Source organism: Tardiphaga sp. (assembly GCF_028290495.1).
In the GTDB taxonomy this organism is placed as follows: domain Bacteria; phylum Pseudomonadota; class Alphaproteobacteria; order Rhizobiales; family Xanthobacteraceae; genus Tardiphaga.
The window spans coordinates 102,778-119,777 of sequence record NZ_JAQGJT010000138.1 but is presented as its reverse complement, the minus strand read 5'-3'; the positions used below and the strand labels follow the sequence as shown (position 1 = coordinate 119,777).

The window sequence follows — 17,000 nt, the reverse complement described above, 5'->3', positions numbered from 1 at the left end:
GCCGCGGCGCTTGCGGAGCCCACCTTAGAACTCCTAGAAGGGCGCTTCACCCCTGTCCGGATCGACACTCACGGCATGACCACACGCTCGCCAAAACCCTCGCCGCAGGACGGAATGTTCTGGAAGACCAAGACGTTGGATGAGATGTCCGGCGCTGAGTGGGAGAGCCTTTGCGACGGCTGCGCGCGCTGCTGCCTGGAGAAGCTGGAAGACGAAGATACCGGCAAGATCTATTACACCCATGTTTCCTGCAAGCTGCTCGATGCCGGGCTGTGCGCCTGCAAGGACTATCCGAACCGCTCCGACCAGGTTCCGGACTGCGTGCGGTTGACGCCGGAAAATGTCCGCACCCTGAACTGGCTGCCGCCGAGCTGCGGCTACAAACTGGTTGCCGAGGGCCGCGATCTCTATTGGTGGCACCCCTTGATCTCCGGCAGCCCGGCCACCGTCCACGAGGCCGGCGTCTCGGTCCGCGGCCGGGTGCAGGGCACCGAGGACACCGTGCCCGATGAGGAGTTGCAGGACCACATCGTGGCGTGGCCCGGCGTACTGCCGAAGCGCGCCAAGCTGAAGAAGCGGCCAGCGTAGGGGCGGAGTTTCGGCTTGATGGCGGATCATAATGTAGCTACGTTATGATCCTGTGATCATCACATGGGACGAGCCGAAGCGTATAGCGAACATCCTCAATCATGGAATGGACTTCGTCGATCTCGATGAAGCCTTGCTTTGAGACGTCGTTCGTCAGCCCCGCGAAACACGGGCGTCTGATTGCAGTCGGGCGGTTGGCGAACGGCGTGATCGCCGTGATTTTCATCACGCTTGGTACGGAAGGTATCAGCGTTATCAGTATGCGTCCCGCCAGCCGCAAGGAAAGGAAGCTGATCAATGGCTAAAGTGGCCAAGAAGGCATTCAAGCCCGGGCAGGGCTATACTAGGCAGGATCGGGAAGACGTGCAGAGCCCGGAGTTGACGGACGAGCAGCTTGCCGAGATGCGGCCCTTCGCCGAAGTCTTCCCGGAACTCGCCGCCTCGATCCGCAGGGGACGCGGCCCCAACAAGGCGCCGACCAAGCGGCTGGTGTCGTTGCGGCTGTCCGGCGAGGTGATCGACAAGTACAAGGCCGGCGGCGATGGCTGGCAGTCACGCATCGACGCGGACCTGCGCAAGCTCAACAAGATCAAGTAATACCGCGCGTCGCCGCTCGCAGGTGGGAAGTGACGTCCGCGGGATGCTCCCATGCAGGCGGCCGGGTGTCGCTGCATGCAGTTGCATGATAATTTGCGGCTGTATTATTTCAGCGACCGTTTTGTCGCCAAGCCGTCTGAATCCAAATCGACATGAACAAGTTCGAACCCCAGAGCGGGTCAACGGCCGCCCCTCACGCACTGTCTGATGAGATGGTCGAGGAACTGTCGTATCTGCCGACGGCGGTGATGGAAGTCGGAGACGCGCCGCAGCCGGTCAAGCCGCCGCTGACGCCGAGTGAAGTCCGCACCATCCTGATCAGCCTGCTGCTGACGATGTTTCTCGCCGCCCTCGACCAGACCATCGTAGCGACCGCGCTGCCGACCATCGGCCGCCAGTTCAGCGACGTCACCAACCTGTCATGGGTGATCACCGCCTATCTGCTGGCATCGACTGCGGTGGCGCCGGTGTTCGGAACGCTCAGCGATATCTATGGCCGTCGCGCCACGATCATCGTGGCGCTGGCGCTGTTCATGGCGGGCTCGGTGATGTGCGCGCTGGCGCCGAACATGCTGGTGCTGATCCTCGGCCGTGGCCTGCAGGGCCTCGGCGGCGGCGGCATCCTGCCGATCGTGCAGACGGTGATCTCCGACGTGGTCACGCCGCGCGAGCGCGGCCAGTATCAGGCCTATTTCAGCAGCGTCTGGGTCGCGGCGGGCATCGGCGGGCCGATCCTCGGCGGGTTGTTCGCCGAGCACCTGCACTGGTCGATGATCTTCTGGATCAACATCCCGCTCGGTGTGGTGGCGCTGGCAATGCTGCTGCCTAATATGAAAAAGATTCCCGTCTTCCATCGCATGCGCAAGGTCGACTGGCTGGGTGGCGTGCTGCTGATGGCCTCGGCGCTGGTGTTCATGCTGGTGCTGACCTGGGGCGGCACCAGGTTCTCATGGGCATCGCCGACGATCCTTTGGATGCTTGGAACCGCCGCGGTGCTGGCGTTCGCCTTCATCTGGCACGCGCTGCATGCGGATGAGCCGTTCCTGCCGCTGCAACTGATGTCCGGCTCGGTGGTGCCTTACGCGATCGCCGCCGGCGGCTGCGCGATGGGCGCGATGATCGGACTGACTGTGCACCTGCCGCTGTTCTATGAGGTGGTGTATGGCCTCACGGCCGCCGAGGCCGGGCTGGCGCTGATTCCGATCGCCGCGATTTCGGTGGCGGGCGCGGCCTTCGCCGGGCACATGATGACCCGCGCCAGGCACTACAAGCGCGTCGCCATCATCGGCACCGCCGTGTCGGCGCTGATGGCCCTGATACTGGCGCTGGCGATGCCGATGCCGCTGTGGGCGCTGCTCACTTTGCTTGGCATTTTCTCGACCGGACTCGGCACCGCCTTTCCGGTCACCGTGGTCTCGATCCAGAACGCGGTGGCCCGCGCCCAGATCGGCACTGCGACCGGCGCGATGAACTTCTTCCGCGCGCTGATGGCTTCGTTCACGGTGGCGGCCTTCACCACCATCCTGCTGATGGCGCTGGGCAGCGGCATCACGATCTCCGGCGACCATGCGGGCTCCGCGCATCCGATCGCCGTCGCCGACATGGTCGGGGCGTTCCGCTACGTGTTCGAGGCATCTGCCGCGATGATGGCGCTGGCGGCGGTGTTCCTGATGCTGATGGAAGAACGCCCGCTGGCGGGACCGGCCAAGGCCGCGCCAAGCCTGGTTTCCGAGTAGGGCGGAACACTGCGGCAATCGCACCGCGGCCGGCCGGGAGAGAATGCCCTGTGCCGCCTTCAAATGCGGTGGGGTGTGGCCATCGCTGCCGTGTGCAGCCCGCCGACGGCCATGCGGTCCAGTTTCCGAAGCACCGGAACAGCTCAAACGAATTTACTCGGATACCTGTGGTTGCGCTACGGTACTTGCGATTCGTCGCTCGGCTGATGCCGGACAGGCGTGGACGCCGACCCGGGGACAGCGACGTGAAAAATTTGCAGATCCGGGCGCGCGGTGACACGACGCGCCCCGGCCTCGTTGCCTTGCAGGCATCGTCCCGCGGCATTCTTCATCACCTCAAGCGGAAGCTGTCGTCTGTCGCGTTTGCCGCGCTGCTGCTCAACACCACGTCGGTACTGGCCGATGGCGGAACCGGCGGCGCTGGCCAGTCGGCGTATACGGCTCCGTTGGCAAATCCGACCGCCGGCGGTGCCGGCGGCGGCGATAGTGCGGCCGGCACCGCCGGCGCGGTTGCGATCGATTGCAGCGCTGGCGGCGGAGGCGGCGGCGGCGGTGCCGGTGGCGGGAGCGGCGGCGCCGGAAGTGCCGCCGGCAACGGCGGCGGCGCGGGTGGCGCTTCCGGCGCCGCCGGGTCAAGCGGCTATGACGGCGGATGCGGCGGTGGGGGCGGGGGCGGCGGCAATGGCGGGACCAACGGACAGACCATCGCCGGCCCGCTGACGATCAATTCGATCATTTCGGGAGGCGGCGGAGACCACGGCGGCAATGGTGGCGATGGCGTTTCCTCCGCCAACGTTGGTGGCAACGGTGGCGGTGGCGGTGGCGGCGGGGCTGGCGGCAATGCCGTATCGGTGACCGGCGCCAGCGTGGTTACCGTCAGCCGGACTTCAGTCCTCACCGGCGGTACCGCCGGTACCGGAGGCAATGCCGGCTATGCGGGCAACAAGGGATCCAATTCCGGCAGCGGAGGCGGCAATGGCGGTGACGGCGGCGCCGGGATCGCTTTCAGCAGCAGCGGCGCGACGCTGCTCAATAGCGGCACCGTCCAGGGCGGCACCGGCGGAATTGGCGGATACGGCGGATTGGGTGACGCGGTCACAGGCCAAGCGGGCAGCGCTGGCCGCGGCGGCGCCGGCGTGACCGGCGCCGATCTCACCATCATCAACAACGGCAGTATCAGTGCTGGACGCGCCGCCTCAGGCGGCGGCCTTGGCAACGCCATCGTCTTCAATGGCGGCAGCAACGTGCTGACCATGTCGGGTGGCGCCACGCTGACCGGCAATCTCGTCATCGCCTCCGGGCTGATGACGCTGGCGCAGACCAGCGAGAGCTGGACCTATGGCAATGCGATCACCGGCGGCGGCGCGGTGGCGATCACCACTACGGGCGGCAGCGCGGTCGAACTCCAGGGTGTCAATACGTACAGCGGCGGGACCACCGTCACGTCAGGCAGTACGCTGGCGATCAACACCTTCCAGTCCATCGGCAGCGGCGTCCTGACGCTCCAGGACACCAGCACCTTGAGCTTGACGGCGCCCGGAATGAGCCTAGGCAATGCAATCCGCGTCGCCGGCATTGCAGCCATCTCAACTTCGCAGGATGCCCGCATCTCCAGCGCGATCACCGATGGTATTTCGCCCGGTGGCATCGTGAAGACCGGCCCGGGGATGCTGATCCTCTCGGGCACCAGCAGCTACAGCAACCTGACGCAGGTCAAAAGCGGCGTGCTGCAAGTCGATGGTTCTATCGCCTCGTCGAGCCAGATCTCGGTGTTCAGCGGCGGCGAGCTGCGGGGCACCGGCACGGTGGGCAAGACGCAGGTCGAAAATGGCGGCATCTTCGCGCCGGGCTCGACGCCGGGGACCTCGATGACGGTCGCCGGCAATCTCGGCTTCCAGTCCGGTTCCACCTACCTTGTGCATGTCAACATGTCAGGCATGACGTCGGCCAACGTATCGGGCACCGCGTTTCTCGGCGGCACGGTGACATTCCCGGCGTCCTCGGGATGGCAAAACTGGACGGTGATCAAGAGCATCCTGCATGCGGACGCGCTGAACGGCACGTTCGCCGGGGTCAGCGCGCCGCGCGGATACACCGCCAGCCTCAGCTACAGCCTCACTGACGTGACGCTGACCGCCGTCGGCGGTTTTGCCAGCGACCTGGCGCTGTCGCGCAACCATGCGGCGCTGGTGACCGCGCATGACAGCTACTTTTACAATGGCGGCGCGCTGCCGGCGCGCTTCGACGCGGTGTCTGCCTTGAGCGGCAGCCAACTCACGGGAGCGCTGACGCAGATCTCCGGCGAGACGCCGACCGCGACCCAGCAGGCCAGCCTCAACGCCGCGACGCAGTTCGTCGGCGCGATGTCCGATCCGACCCTTGCCGGTCGCGGCGGCGCGGCGTCGTCGGCGATTCCTTATACGGAGGAGGGCGATGCAACGAGCTCTTACGCGGCGCGTGAGAATCGCAGCGGCGCCGCCCGCGATGCGTTTGCCATGATCACCAAGGCGGTGCCGACCGTGCCGGCGTTTCGGCCGTTCTGGAATGTGTGGGCGACCGGCTTCGGCGGCACCCAGACCACCGACGGCAGCGTATCGACTGGCTCGAACACATCGACCAGCCGGATCGGCGGCGTCGCGGTCGGCGCGGACTATCATTTGTCGCTGCAGACCGTGGCTGGCTTCGCTTTGGCCGGCGGCGCCACCAGCTTCAGCGTCGCAGGTGGCGGTTCGGGCCGCTCCGATCTGTTCCAGATCGGCGGCTTCGTCCGCCACAGCGTCGGCACGGCCTATGTGACGGCAGCGGCGGCCTATGGCTGGCAGGACGTCACGACCGACCGCACGGTGGCGGTGGGCGGCCTCGACCAGTTGCGCGCCAACTTTAACACCAATACCTGGTCGGCGCGGCTAGAGGCCGGCAATCGCTTCGCGATGCCGTGGCTTGGCGGCGTCGGCATCACCCCCTATGCAGCGGCGCAGGTAAGCTATCTCGACCTGCCGGCCTATGCGGAGACCACGCTGTCGGGGCCGACGACGTTTGCGCTGGCCTATGCCGGCAAGGGCATCACCGCGCCGCGCAGTGAACTCGGCCTGCGCAGCGACAAGTCGTTCGCGGTGATGGATGGGGCACTTACATTGCGCGGCCGCGCGGCATGGGCGCATGACTACAACACCGAACGTTCGGCATCGGCCACGTTCCAGTCGCTGCCCGGCGCTTCGTTCCTGGTGAACGGCGCGTCACCGGCAAAGGATGCCGCGCTGACGACGGCGTCGGCGGAGATCGGTTTCCGCAACGGTATCACGCTGGCAGCAACGTTCGAGGGCGAATTCTCCGACGTGACGCGCAGTTATGCCGGCAAGGCTGTCGTGCGCTACGGCTGGTGAGGTCCAGGCGGGTGCGGAATTGACAGGGGATACGCTCACGGCCTAACAGCCGCGCAGCAACTGCACGGCAGAGGAATGGGCCATGAGCAAAGCGACCGTCGAACAGACCAAGATGGGCAGCGAGGCGATCGCGTTCTGCATCGCGCGCACACTGATCGAGCGCGACGCCTCGCTGAAGGCGCCGATGCGGGCCAATCTGCGCAAGATGTGGGAATTGCTGGAAGAGCGCGGCGACGACGCCGCCGCCGACATGGTCGACACGCTGATCAAGGCGCTGAACGACCCGGCCTTCTTCAAGCCGTAGCGCGCGGCGCGGTTAACGTCTCGTTAACCTGCATTTTTCCGTGAATGGGTGAACGTTGTGGAAACCAATCGGCGGTAACATGTGGGTGGTACGGGAGAACCCGTGCCCGATACAGGAGGCTGCGGTGCCGCGTTTGATAGCACGATTTCTCGACGATGAATCCGGCGCGACCGCCATCGAATACGCGCTGATCGCCGCCGGTATCAGCCTGGTCATCATCGTCATGGTGCAGGGCATCGGCACGACGCTGAATGGCCGCTTCGCGGCCATCAATACTTCGCTGAAGTAAGCCGGGCGGGCGTCCGCAGTCGCATTCGCGTGATCGCGTCTGGTGGCGAGCAGCTCCGGACATATCTGTAAATCGCGCCGCATATCGGCGCTTTTGCAGGTAGATCCAATGATTTTTCCCCGACATGTATTTTCCGTCAGTGCGGCTTTCGCGCTGGGCGCACTGTTTTTCGCAGGGGCGATGACGACACCATCTCCCGCCGCGGCGGCCGGCGCGGTGGCGCCGTACTGCATCGCGTTCGGTGGCGGCGGCGAGGGCGGCGGCTACCGCACCAGTCGCTGCGAGTTCTTCGATTACCAGCAGTGTCAGCAGGCAGCGTCCTCCGGCGGCAATTGCGTGGCCAACATCGATTACCACGGTGAAGTCTCCACGGCGCCGGCTTCGCCGCGATCGCGCAAGCGGCGTTAGCCTATGCTAACTGTTGTGCGGTTGCCGGACCGGCAGCGAATCAACGGCATTCATTCAGGAAGAGAATCATGAGCCTTGTTCGACGATTGGCAGTGGCCGCAGCTCTGATGTTCTCCGCCGCGATCCCATCCGGCGTGGCCGAAGCACGCAGTGTCGCGCGACCTGTATCCGGTGCTCCGCCGTTTTGCGTGCTGATCGGCGGCCCGCGCGGCACGTCCCTGCCGCAAATCTGCCGCTTCTCCGACTATCAGGACTGCCTGCAGGCTGCCGCAAATCTGCGCGGAAATTGCGTCGCCAATATCGATTATCGCGGCGAGCTGCCGCCGACGTCCGGCTCGCGATGGCCCGGCGCCGCGCGATAGGATCGACTTAAGCTTAAAATCCCATGCTGTTTCAGCGGGATAGCGGATTTTCCCGCGAGGAATAAAAAACTAGGATTTTTAGCCTTGACAGCGTGACGCTGCGAAGGTAGCTTTGCGACATGCTCCACAACTGGGTTTCGAGGTTGCTGCAGCACTGTCGGCGTCCTCGGATTCGCCGGAACATCGGCCACCATCATGCGTTGCTACGCTGAATGCCGGATCGGCACAGCGAGCGAGGACATCCCATGGCAACGAAGCAAAACGGTCGGATCGTCGAATCCGCGACCGAGGCGCGACAGGCAGAACCCGGCCCCTCCGTTCTTGCGTTGCTGACCATGAGCACCGGACTGGCCGTGTTGTTGTTGGCGGTGGTCTGGTTCGTGTTTTTCCGAACCTGACACCCGACATCGGATCGACCGTCGATCTGCAGTGACACGGTAGCGATCACATTCGCGAGCTTGAGCATTCAACAGCCCGCCCGGCAGCGCCCGGCGCGGGTTTTTCTGTTGGGGGGGGGACGATGGCTGTTTCCCGGACTGCTGCAGTGAAAAAGACGGCGGCACGAAAAGCATCCGGCAAAAAGATGGTTGCTAAAAAATCTGCCAAGAAATCTTCGAAGAAACCTCCGTCGCGGAATACCGCTTCCCGCAAGCCGAAGCCCTCGATCGATCCGCCGCTTGCGGAAGGCAGCGTTGCGCTGGTCGAACGCGTAGCGCGGGCGGTCGAGCGCGAGTTGGCGGAGATCGAGGGCATCGTTGCAGGTTTGCAGGGCAAGACGCGGCCGACCGAAGCCGAGCGCCGCGCCCGCACGCTGGCGTCGCTGGCGCGCACGCTGAGCGAGGTGCGACGGCTGCGCGCCGCAGATGAAACGCAGAAGGCCGATGATGAGCCCAGCGCTGCCCGAGATCTTGATGAATTCCGCAAGGTCCTTTTTAAACGATTGGCGGGCCTACCTGGAAGAACAACAGATCTTCCTGCTGCAGCGGATGAGCCTGGGGGAGATGAATGACCTCACTGCGCATTGGGAGCTTTATGCCCACGCTCATCAGCTGCCGCCCGCCGCGGCGCCGAACGGCGCGCCGTGGCTGACCTGGCTGATGATCGGCGGTCGCGGCGCGGGCAAGACGCGCGCCGGCGCTGAATGGGTGCGGGCGCAGGCGATGGGCCGCGGGCCGGGTGGCCTTGAGCGCCAGATGCGGATCGCGCTGGTTGGCGAGCTGACGATCGAATGCGCGGTGCTGTGGGCGGTCATGATGCACGAGTTCTGGACCGGCGATATCCAGACCATCAACGCGCTGGTCAACGCCACCGCGCTGCTGGTGACCTATTGGGGCTTCCGGTTCGGCGTGCTAGGCGTCTATATCAGCGGCCGCACCCGCGAAAAGGTCAGCGCCGTCACCGGGCAGGACGCGCCCGGCATGATCGAGCGACTGGTCAAGGCGGTGGTGAAGAAAAAGTAATATTGCCCGGCATAGCCGTTCATTCGCCGTTCACGGCATAAGGGCGCATGCTGGCGGCAGCGTTGTCGCTCATGAGGATTCCGCCTTGCGCCTGCTTGTCGTCGAAGATGATCCCGACCTGAACCGCCAGCTTACCACCGCGCTGGTCGATGCCGGCTATGTGGTCGACCGAGCCTTCGACGGCGAGGAGGGGCTGTTCCTCGGCGACAACGAGCCTTACGACGCCGTGGTGCTGGATATCGGCCTGCCCAAGATGGACGGCATCGCCGTGCTGGAATCCTGGCGCCGCAACAAGCGGGCGATGCCGGTCCTGATCCTCACCGCACGCGACCGCTGGAGCGACAAGGTGCAGGGCTTCGACGCCGGCGCCGACGACTATGTGGCCAAGCCGTTTCACCTCGAAGAGGTGCTGGCGCGGATCCGCGCGCTGCTGCGCCGTACCGCAGGCCACGCGCAGTCCGAGCTGACCTGCGGGCCGGTGTCGCTGGATACCCGCACCGGGCGGGTCAGCGTCAACGGCAATCCGGTCAAGATGACATCACACGAATACCGCCTGCTGGCCTATCTGATGCACCACACCGGGCGGGTGATCTCGCGCACCGAACTGGTCGAGCATCTCTACGACCAGGATTTCGACCGCGACAGCAACACCATCGAGGTGTTCGTCGGCCGCATCCGCAAGAAGCTCGACGTCGACATCATCCAGACCGTACGCGGCCTCGGCTACCTGCTGACGCCGCCGACACCCTCCGCGTAAATTCATGCGCATGGTCTTATCCGAAAGCCGGTATCCATCCCCGATCGCATCGGGGACAGGCTTTTTCGGGATCATGCTGTAATGCGCGCCACCTCGCTCGCCACGCGGCTGTTCCTGTCGGCGACCGTCTGGGTGGTGGTGATCCTTCTCATCACCGGCATCATCCTGTCCTCGGTGTACCGCTCGGCCGCCGAGCGCGCGTTCGACCGCAGGCTGAATCTCTATCTGCGCACGCTGGTTGCCGAAGTCGCCGCCACCGACACGCCCGACCACGAGATGCAGTCGCTCGGCGAGCCTTTGTTCGAACTGCCGTTGTCCGGCTGGTACTGGGAAATCGCGCCGGTGGAGGCCGACAAGAACGAGGTGCGGGCGTCGCGCTCGCTGTGGGACAAGAAGCTGCCGAAACTGGAAGACAAGGGCATCGAACTGACGCCGTCCGGAATTCGACAGGGCTATGTCGACGGGCCGGAAGACCAGCGGCTGCGCATGGTGGAGCGGCCGGTCGATCTCGGCGTCGACGGCAAGTTCCGCGTCAGCGTCGCCGGCGACGCCACCGAGATATTCGAGGAGACGCGGACCTTCGACTGGTATCTCGGCGGCACCTTTGCAGCGCTGTCGATCGTCCTGGTGCTGACCACGATCTTTCAGGTCCGCTTTGGTCTGGCGCCGCTGAAGCGCATTTCCGACGCCATCGCCGACATCCGCTCCGGCCGCGCCGAACGGCTGGAGGGCGAATTCCCGGTCGAGATCGCACCATTGGCGCGCGAGACCAACGCGCTGATCGACGCCAACCGCGCCATCGTCGAGCGCGCCCGCACCCATGTCGGCAATCTCGCCCACGCCATCAAGACGCCGCTGTCGGTGATCGTCAACGAGGCCGCCGCCTTTCAACACAATGGCCGCAGCGGCGATCCGTTCGCGGCCAAGGTGCTGGAGCAGGCTGACGTCATGCGCGACCAGGTGGCGCATCACCTCGAGCGCGCCCGCATCGCCGCGCGCCTGACCATTGTCGGCACCATCACCGAAGTGGCTCCGGCGATCGAGGCGCTGCGACGGACCATGGAGAAAATCCACCGCGACCGCGGCATCGCGATCGATGTCGAGGCGGACGCTGCGGCCAAATTCCGCGGCGAGAAGCAGGACCTCGAGGAGATGGCCGGCAACCTCGTCGACAACGCCTGCAAATGGGCGGACTCCCGTGTCTTCATCGAAGTGCTGGTGGAGCGGCAGGGATTGAACGATCCCGCGCCAAAACTGCGCATCATCGTTGACGATGACGGTCGCGGCCTGTCCGCCGACGAGCGCGCACAAGTCTCCCGCCGCGGCCAGCGGCTCGACGAGACCAAGCCGGGTTCGGGGCTCGGCCTGTCGATCGTGGTCGATCTCGCCGCTCTGTACGGCGGCAGCCTGACGCTCGGCACCGCGCCGATCGGCGGCCTGCGCGCGGAACTGGTGCTGCCGGGGGTGTGACCCCCGATGTCACCGATCCGCTTCATCGACATTGCCGGTTCCTTCAAAAGTGCGAAGATGGCGGCATCGGGGATGCGTCGTACTCGCGCGCTCCGTCGTCGTCGCATCGTTGCACAAGGGCCGGATGGATGAAGGCATATGTCTACGGAGAACCGCGCGAGCTTCCCGCCGGTTTCGAAGCCTTCACGGATGCGGCTCACACCGCGATCGTTTCCGTCGACATGCATCGCGGTCATCTGGAAGACAGCCCGGACTGTCCGTGCCCCGCGCCGCGCGCACGCGATATCGTGGCGCCGATCGATGCCTTTCACCGGCGCGCGCGGCAGGCCAGCGTGCCTGTCATTCACGTCAAATCGGTGCTGCGCAAAAACGGCGTCGACGATGTGAACGGCGTGCCGTCGGCCTGGCGGCTGACCTTTCCGCTGCACGTCGGCGCCATTCCCAATTCCGACCAGCACGCCATCGAGGGATCGCGCTGGACCGAATTCGTCACCGAGGTCGATGCTTCCGATCTCGTGGTCGTCGGCAAGAAGCGGCTGTCGCCGTTCTTCGCCACCGATCTGGACTTCCTGTTGCGGCAGATGGGCGTGCGAACCGTCGTGCTCGACGGCGGCATGACCGACTGCTGCATTCTCAATGCGGCGTTCGACGCCAGCAATCTCAGTTATCGCGTCGTGGTGCTGCGCGATCTGGTCCGCGGCACCGATCCGGAGATGGAAGAAGCGGCGCTCAAGATGGTATCGCTACATATCGGCGTGGTCGCGGATTCCGCCGATCTCGTGGCGGCGTGGCAGGACGCGAAGGCCGGCGTGCCGGCCTAGGGTCTCCGATTGGATCCGGTTCGTGTTTTCATTCGGACACTGCCGACAGGGCGGCACGTATGACGTTGGCGAGGCTTTCGGGCTGGGCCAGCATGAGGAAATGCCCGGCGCCGTCGATGACTTCGAAATGAGCCTTCGGCATCCGCGATTGCATCTCTTCCGCGTTCTCGCGAGAAAGAACCCTGCTGGTTTCTCCGCGGACGAGGAATAGCGGGATATCCAGGGATTCGAGATCGGCCCACACGTCGGCCGGGCTCCACGCACCGAAGGTTTGCGGATCGAGCTTCTGGCGAATGCCTCCCTCCACTGCTTCGGCGAAGTCGGCAAGATAGGTCATGAACAGTGCGCCAGGCACGGTCGGGTCGGCGGCGTTCATCGTGCTCGTGAGCTTGTCTAACGACGTCCAGACGCGGCTCACGCCGCTTGCTCGCGCGTGGAAGTAGTCGATCTGGGCCTGCGGTACCTTGGGCGCTATGTCGATGTACACAAGCGCCTTCGGGCTTGGCTGGTGTCGGGCGGCGAAATAGGCTGAGGACAGCGCTCCATTGGAGTGACCGACGAGGATGAAATCGTCGATGCCGACCCGGTCAAGCAGCTCGCCGATATCATCCGCGTAGTCCTTGGTTGAATAGGCGGGAGGTTCGGCCCATCCGCTCTCACCGTGGCCGCGCAGGTCAAACGAAAGAACGGCCTGGTCCGGAAGACAGCGGATCAGCGGTTGCCAAACCGCGCTGCTGCTCGAATTTCCGTGGACGAGGACAACGGTAGGCTGCCGGCCTTCGCGGTGGTGAAACTTCATCTCTGTGAATGCCGCAGCGTGGAATGCTGTCCTCTTGCGTCTATGATCATTCTGCTCTCCTGCGTGCCTTGCCGACGTTCTGCGCGACGACCCCGCGGATTGCGGCGTTGCAAAGCTCATCTTTGAAAGATCGTGGATCGACTTTTTCCCTACCCGACAGCCATGCCCGGCAGAACATCTGCGCGGGACCGATGACGAGGCTGAGGAACAGCGGTCGGGACAACGGCAAAAACGCGCCTTTCGCAACAAGTGGAATGCGCCAGGCATCGATAGCGGAGCCGAATCGGGTGTTCTCTTCCAGTTGCTCGCTCCGGAACGACGCCAGCCATTCCGATCTGGATTGTTCGAAGAGAAATTTCGATCGGCGTTGCTCGGTGACGACCCAATTCAGATGGGCTTCGACCAAGTTGGTCGTGCCTTCGACGGCTGGGGGATTGCCCTCGACGGCCGCCAGCATCGCATCATGGTAGCTCGTGAGGCACTCCAAAAACAGGGTGGCCGCGAGTCCCTCCTTGGTCCGGAAAAAATGGAAGAAGCTTCCGTTGGATGCCTTCGCCCTGGCGCAGATCGCAGAAACCGTCGAACGGTCGAAACCAGAAGTCTCGAAGACTGATCGTCCGGCTTCCATCAGAGCCATTTTCGCGGACATTGCGCTTCCCGTATCCAATCCAACACAGCATACTAGAGTAATAATCTAGAGTAATGCTCCAGCGAATGCAAATGGCGGGGCTATGCGCTGTCGAGCGCACAGCACGCCCCATCGAGCGGATCGATGATCAACGAGGCCAAGCGTCACCACCGCGGCTTTCAGAGCTTGGGCACGGTCTGGACCAGAAGCTTCCGCCGGGCGTCCTGCCAAAGTGGCCGCGCCCGCAGCTAGCCCTGCGGGATCCGGGCGACGACGTCGCCATAGGCCGGATCGCCCTTGAGGATGCCGACGTCGCGCGCGAAGGCGTTCATGCCGGTTACGAATTCCGGCGAGATGGCGCTGGAATAATACGGCAGGTCGCGTTCGATCAGGCCGGCGATCAGCGAGGCTTCGTATTCCGGGAAGACCTTGCGGCCGACCTGCGCGGCAAGCGACGGATCCTGCTTCAGCGCCGTATGGGTGGCGTCCATCGCCCGCACCATCGCAGCAGCCTTGTCGGGCTGCTCCGCCAGGAAGTGATCGGTCACGGCCAGCGACGCCATTGTGTAGTTGAAGCATTCCGCCGGGCCGTCGCCGCGGCGGACGTCGAGCACGACACGGCCGGCGCCGCTGCGCACCGCCACTTCGGTGCCCATGCCATTGGCCCAGAAGCCGTCGATGCTGCGCTCGGCCAGCGCCTTGGCAGCCATCAGGCCGAAATTGACGCTGCTGCCGTCGGTGTTCGGCACCGGCGCGATGGTGACGTTGTCACGCTCGGCATCGATGCCCGCCGCGACCAGCAGCCGGCGCAGGCCCATCTCGACCCACGGCGCCGCGCCGATCTTTCGGCCCTTGACGATGCTGACATCGCCGCGCTCGCAGGCGAGGTCCGAGCGCATCACCAGAAACCAGTACATGCCCTGGGCCTGCGCGCAGAGCAGCTTGGCACCGCTCCACTCCGGAAACGCCGCCAGCGCCGAATGCGCCGAACCGGCGACGCAATCGACTTCGCCGTCGCGCAACGCCGCATAGGCCTTGTTGACGGGAAACACGAGTTCGATCGAGGCATTGATGCCCTGTTCGGCGAACTTGCCGAGTTCGACCGCCGCGACAGCCGGAAAATACGAATTCGAGATCAAGTCGGGTACGGCGATTTTCATGAGATGGCCTTGTCAGATGCGTTCAGGCGCGCGGCGTTCTTGCGCACGCTTTCCAGAAGCGAGGTGCGCATCAGGAAGCCGCGGTGCGCGGCGGGATCGGCGGCGGTGCGCCGCAAATGGTCGAAATTGGCTTCGCGCGCGGCCGGGTCTTTTTCTTCCAGCCGCTTCTTGTTGGCGATGGTCTGCTGCTGCACGTATTCGATGTTCATCGGCCGGCGGATGCTGTCGTATTCCGACAGTTCGCTTTCCGGGCGTCCTTCCAGCAACACCGCGGCGAGCTGCCCGGCCAGTTGCATCGCATCGTGCACGCCGCAGTTCAGGCCGAGGCCGCCGATCGGATTGTTGACGTGGGCGGAGTCGCCGGCAAGGAACACGCGGCCCTCGCGGAAACTCGCCGCGACGCGCTGGTGCACCTTGTAGATATTGCGGTGGAAAATTTCGTACTTGCCCGATTTTGGAAAGAACTTCTGCAGCCGCGCCTCGGTGGCGGCTTCGTCGAGCACCTCCTCATCGGTCTGCCCGGGCAGCGCCGGAAACACCGCGCGCCAGCGGCCGCGTCCGTCATCGCCGGCCACCTTGAACAGATTGGCCCATTCGTCGGGATCGGAGAAGTAGGCGCGGAATGCGACGCCGTGCTGTCCGGCAAAATCGAACGGCGTCGTGAGGACCAGAAAACGCTCTGGAAACGTGTAACCCTCAAACGCAATGCCGAGCGACTTGCGCACGGTCGAGCGGCCGCCATCGGCGCCGACCAGATAGCAGCCGGTCACCTTCTCCCGGCCGGTGCTGGTCTGCACCTCGATCTCGACGCGGTCCTCGAAGGCGGCGATGGCTTCCACCGAGGCCGCGAAGGTTACTTCCACCTGCGGGAATGCCTTCAGGCGCTCCAGACAGAGCCGGGCCAGCTTGTGCTGCTCGCACTGCACGACGAAGGGGACGTCGGTCACTTCAGCGAGGATTGCGTGGTCGAATTCGGCAATGACGCGGCGCGTCGGCCGGTCCCAGAACTGGAAGGTGCGCGCGACGAGGCCCTGCGCGATCACGTCTTCCAGCAGGCCGAGCGTGGCGAGCATTTCCAGCGTGGCCGGATGCAAGGTCGAGGCGCGCGGCGCGTCGTTGATGGTTTCCGCCGCCTCGAACAGCCGCACCGCGACGCCGCGTCGGGCCAGCGCCAGCGCCAGCAGAAGGCCGACAGGACCGCCGCCGGCGATCAGGACAGGTTGATCGTTCATCGTCATCTTCTTCTTTTTGATTGTTACTGCTGTTTCACGCCGGCGATTTCGACGGCTTCGGCCCATAGCGGGATGTCCTTCGCCAGCATCGCGGCGTATTCCGCCGGCGTATCGCCGAGCGGATCGACGCCGTAATCGACCAGTTGCGCGGCGAATTTCGGATCCTTCACGGCGGCGGCCAGCTCCTTCGCCATGCGCTCGATGATGTCAGGCGGCGTGCCGGCCGGCGCCATCAATCCGTTCCAGGTCAGCACGTTGAAATCGGCAAAGCCGGATTCGGCCACGGTCGGTACATCGGCCGCCAGCGCCGAACGCTTCGCGGAGCTGATCGCGATCATCCGCACATTGCCGCCGGCGGCCTGCGACAGCGCATCGGAGAGATTGGAGAACATCGCCGGAATGTGGCCGGCCACCACGTCGGACAGTGCCGGCGCGTTGCCCTTGTAGGGCACATGCGTCATCTCGATGCCGGCGCGCTTGAGGAACAGCGCCATCGAGAGGTGGTTCAGGCTGCCGACGCCGGCCGAGCCATAAGCCAGCGACGCCTTGCTGGCGCGGACGTATTCGACGAATTCCTTGAGCGTCTTGACCGGGAGATCCTTGTTCACCACCAGCGCGAACGGGTTGGTGCCGATATTGCTGATCGGCGCGAAATCCTTCAGCGGGTCGTAGCGCACCTTCGACATGGCCGGCACGATCGCCATCACCGGGAGAGCCGCGACGAACAGCGTGTAGCCATCCGGGGCGGAGCGCTTCACTAGTTCCGCCGCGATAGCCCCGCCGGCGCCCGGACGGTTCTCGACCACGAAGGTCTTGCCCAAGGCATCGCCCAGCCGCTGCGCCGCCATCCGCGCGATGCCGTCGGTGTTGCCGCCGGCCGCGAAGGGGACGATGACCGTGACCTGCTTCTGGGGCCAGGCCTGGGCCCACGCCGAAGAACCGAGGCCGGTGGCGGCGGCGGCTGCGAGACCAAGGAAGATTCGTCGAGAGTGCATGTTTTCCCCTG

The 17,000-nt window shown here is 64.7% G+C and carries 19 protein-coding genes and 1 pseudogene; 15 read left to right on the top strand and 5 right to left on the bottom strand.

From position 1 onward, the window contains the following. The first annotated feature begins 75 nt into the window (after nt 1-75). The 15 genes and pseudogenes from JWQ24_RS21115 (at nt 76) to JWQ24_RS21045 (ending at nt 12,175) form a co-directional block, all read left to right on the top strand. Nucleotides 76-588, top strand: coding sequence for a YcgN family cysteine cluster protein (locus tag JWQ24_RS21115; protein ID WP_299812226.1), 513 nt, complete (start codon nt 76-78; stop codon nt 586-588). Between the two features lie 52 nt (nt 589-640). Beyond that, a pseudogene (locus tag JWQ24_RS21110) lies at nt 641-893 on the top strand (BrnT family toxin). Further along, on the top strand, nt 886-1,185 hold the full coding sequence (locus JWQ24_RS21105) for a BrnA antitoxin family protein (RefSeq protein ID WP_299812224.1): 300 nt from the start codon (nt 886-888) through the stop codon (nt 1,183-1,185). Before JWQ24_RS21110 ends, JWQ24_RS21105 begins: the two are co-directional and overlap by 8 nt. A 152-nt stretch (nt 1,186-1,337) precedes the next feature. Continuing rightward, entirely contained in the window at nt 1,338-2,921 is a 1,584-nt protein-coding gene (locus tag JWQ24_RS21100) for an MFS transporter (protein ID WP_299812222.1), read from the top strand. Between the two features lie 245 nt (nt 2,922-3,166). Then, entirely contained in the window at nt 3,167-6,304 is a 3,138-nt protein-coding gene (locus JWQ24_RS21095; protein WP_299812220.1) for an autotransporter domain-containing protein, read from the top strand. 82 nt (nt 6,305-6,386) lie between these two features. Beyond that, nucleotides 6,387-6,608, top strand: coding sequence for a hypothetical protein (locus tag JWQ24_RS21090; protein WP_299812218.1), 222 nt, complete (start codon nt 6,387-6,389; stop codon nt 6,606-6,608). Nucleotides 6,609-6,732: 124 nt separating this feature from the next. Beyond that, a complete protein-coding gene (locus JWQ24_RS21085) occupies nt 6,733-6,897 on the top strand; it encodes a Flp family type IVb pilin (RefSeq protein WP_299812217.1) in 165 nt (54 codons plus the stop codon). A 108-nt stretch (nt 6,898-7,005) separates the two neighbouring features. Continuing rightward, on the top strand, nt 7,006-7,305 hold the full coding sequence (locus JWQ24_RS21080; protein WP_299812216.1) for a DUF3551 domain-containing protein: 300 nt from the start codon (nt 7,006-7,008) through the stop codon (nt 7,303-7,305). Nucleotides 7,306-7,373: 68 nt separating this feature from the next. Continuing rightward, the gene (locus JWQ24_RS21075; protein WP_299812215.1) at nt 7,374-7,667 is read left to right on the top strand and encodes a DUF3551 domain-containing protein; all 294 of its coding nucleotides are present in this window, start codon (nt 7,374-7,376) and stop codon (nt 7,665-7,667) included. A 245-nt stretch (nt 7,668-7,912) separates the two neighbouring features. Continuing rightward, a complete protein-coding gene (locus JWQ24_RS21070; RefSeq protein ID WP_299812214.1) occupies nt 7,913-8,065 on the top strand; it encodes a hypothetical protein in 153 nt (50 codons plus the stop codon). A gap of 146 nt (nt 8,066-8,211) precedes the next feature. After that, nucleotides 8,212-8,676, top strand: a complete 465-nt coding sequence (locus JWQ24_RS21065; RefSeq protein WP_299812213.1) for a hypothetical protein — start codon at nt 8,212-8,214, stop codon at nt 8,674-8,676. Next, nucleotides 8,669-9,127 (top strand): hypothetical protein, encoded by a 459-nt coding sequence (locus JWQ24_RS21060; RefSeq protein WP_299812212.1) that lies wholly within the window; start codon nt 8,669-8,671, stop codon nt 9,125-9,127. Before JWQ24_RS21065 ends, JWQ24_RS21060 begins: the two co-directional genes overlap by 8 nt. Nucleotides 9,128-9,212: 85 nt before the next feature. Then, nucleotides 9,213-9,884, top strand: coding sequence for a response regulator transcription factor (locus JWQ24_RS21055; RefSeq protein WP_299812211.1), 672 nt, complete (start codon nt 9,213-9,215; stop codon nt 9,882-9,884). An 81-nt stretch (nt 9,885-9,965) separates the two neighbouring features. Then, nucleotides 9,966-11,354: a sensor histidine kinase gene (locus JWQ24_RS21050; protein WP_299812210.1), complete on the top strand. Its 1,389-nt coding sequence runs from the start codon at nt 9,966-9,968 to the stop codon at nt 11,352-11,354. Nucleotides 11,355-11,482: 128 nt separating this feature from the next. Continuing rightward, nucleotides 11,483-12,175, top strand: a complete 693-nt coding sequence (locus JWQ24_RS21045) for an isochorismatase family cysteine hydrolase (protein WP_299812209.1) — start codon at nt 11,483-11,485, stop codon at nt 12,173-12,175. Nucleotides 12,176-12,203: 28 nt separating this feature from the next. Here JWQ24_RS21045 and JWQ24_RS21040 read toward each other — a convergent pair whose 3' ends face one another. The 5 genes from JWQ24_RS21040 to JWQ24_RS21020 all read right to left on the bottom strand — a co-directional run bounded on the left by JWQ24_RS21040 (nt 12,204) and on the right by JWQ24_RS21020 (nt 16,989). Next, nucleotides 12,204-12,974 carry an alpha/beta hydrolase gene (locus tag JWQ24_RS21040; protein ID WP_299812208.1) on the bottom strand — a complete coding sequence of 257 codons (771 nt, stop codon included), beginning with the start codon at nt 12,972-12,974 and terminating at the stop codon, nt 12,204-12,206. Between the two features lie 46 nt (nt 12,975-13,020). Beyond that, nucleotides 13,021-13,623, bottom strand: a complete 603-nt coding sequence (locus JWQ24_RS21035) for a TetR/AcrR family transcriptional regulator (protein ID WP_299812207.1) — start codon at nt 13,621-13,623, stop codon at nt 13,021-13,023. 227 nt (nt 13,624-13,850) lie between these two features. Next, the gene (locus tag JWQ24_RS21030; RefSeq protein WP_299812206.1) at nt 13,851-14,762 is read right to left on the bottom strand and encodes an ABC transporter substrate-binding protein; all 912 of its coding nucleotides are present in this window, start codon (nt 14,760-14,762) and stop codon (nt 13,851-13,853) included. Next, nucleotides 14,759-15,994 carry an FAD-dependent monooxygenase gene (locus JWQ24_RS21025; protein ID WP_299812205.1) on the bottom strand — a complete coding sequence of 412 codons (1,236 nt, stop codon included), beginning with the start codon at nt 15,992-15,994 and terminating at the stop codon, nt 14,759-14,761. Before JWQ24_RS21025 ends, JWQ24_RS21030 begins: the two co-directional genes overlap by 4 nt. Before the next feature lie 23 nt (nt 15,995-16,017). Continuing rightward, on the bottom strand, nt 16,018-16,989 hold the full coding sequence (locus JWQ24_RS21020) for a tripartite tricarboxylate transporter substrate binding protein (protein ID WP_299812204.1): 972 nt from the start codon (nt 16,987-16,989) through the stop codon (nt 16,018-16,020). Nucleotides 16,990-17,000 lie beyond the last annotated feature (11 nt).

Bases quoted from the DNA above. Each gene is read 5' to 3' on its own strand.
- JWQ24_RS21045 (WP_299812209.1), top strand. From the start codon at position 11,483: ATGAAGGCATATGTCTACGGAGAACCGCGCGAGCTTCCCGCCGGTTTC.
- JWQ24_RS21020 (WP_299812204.1), bottom strand. From the start codon at position 16,989: ATGCACTCTCGACGAATCTTCCTTGGTCTCGCAGCCGCCGCCGCCACC.
- JWQ24_RS21060 (WP_299812212.1), top strand. From the start codon at position 8,669: ATGAATGACCTCACTGCGCATTGGGAGCTTTATGCCCACGCTCATCAG.
- JWQ24_RS21075 (WP_299812215.1), top strand. From the start codon at position 7,374: ATGAGCCTTGTTCGACGATTGGCAGTGGCCGCAGCTCTGATGTTCTCC.
- JWQ24_RS21040 (WP_299812208.1), bottom strand. From the start codon at position 12,974: ATGAAGTTTCACCACCGCGAAGGCCGGCAGCCTACCGTTGTCCTCGTC.
- JWQ24_RS21030 (WP_299812206.1), bottom strand. From the start codon at position 14,762: ATGAAAATCGCCGTACCCGACTTGATCTCGAATTCGTATTTTCCGGCT.
- JWQ24_RS21105 (WP_299812224.1), top strand. From the start codon at position 886: ATGGCTAAAGTGGCCAAGAAGGCATTCAAGCCCGGGCAGGGCTATACT.
- JWQ24_RS21050 (WP_299812210.1), top strand. From the start codon at position 9,966: ATGCGCGCCACCTCGCTCGCCACGCGGCTGTTCCTGTCGGCGACCGTC.
- JWQ24_RS21090 (WP_299812218.1), top strand. From the start codon at position 6,387: ATGAGCAAAGCGACCGTCGAACAGACCAAGATGGGCAGCGAGGCGATC.
- JWQ24_RS21070 (WP_299812214.1), top strand. From the start codon at position 7,913: ATGGCAACGAAGCAAAACGGTCGGATCGTCGAATCCGCGACCGAGGCG.
- JWQ24_RS21025 (WP_299812205.1), bottom strand. From the start codon at position 15,994: ATGAACGATCAACCTGTCCTGATCGCCGGCGGCGGTCCTGTCGGCCTT.
- JWQ24_RS21035 (WP_299812207.1), bottom strand. From the start codon at position 13,623: ATGTCCGCGAAAATGGCTCTGATGGAAGCCGGACGATCAGTCTTCGAG.
- JWQ24_RS21080 (WP_299812216.1), top strand. From the start codon at position 7,006: ATGATTTTTCCCCGACATGTATTTTCCGTCAGTGCGGCTTTCGCGCTG.
- JWQ24_RS21100 (WP_299812222.1), top strand. From the start codon at position 1,338: ATGAACAAGTTCGAACCCCAGAGCGGGTCAACGGCCGCCCCTCACGCA.
- JWQ24_RS21115 (WP_299812226.1), top strand. From the start codon at position 76: ATGACCACACGCTCGCCAAAACCCTCGCCGCAGGACGGAATGTTCTGG.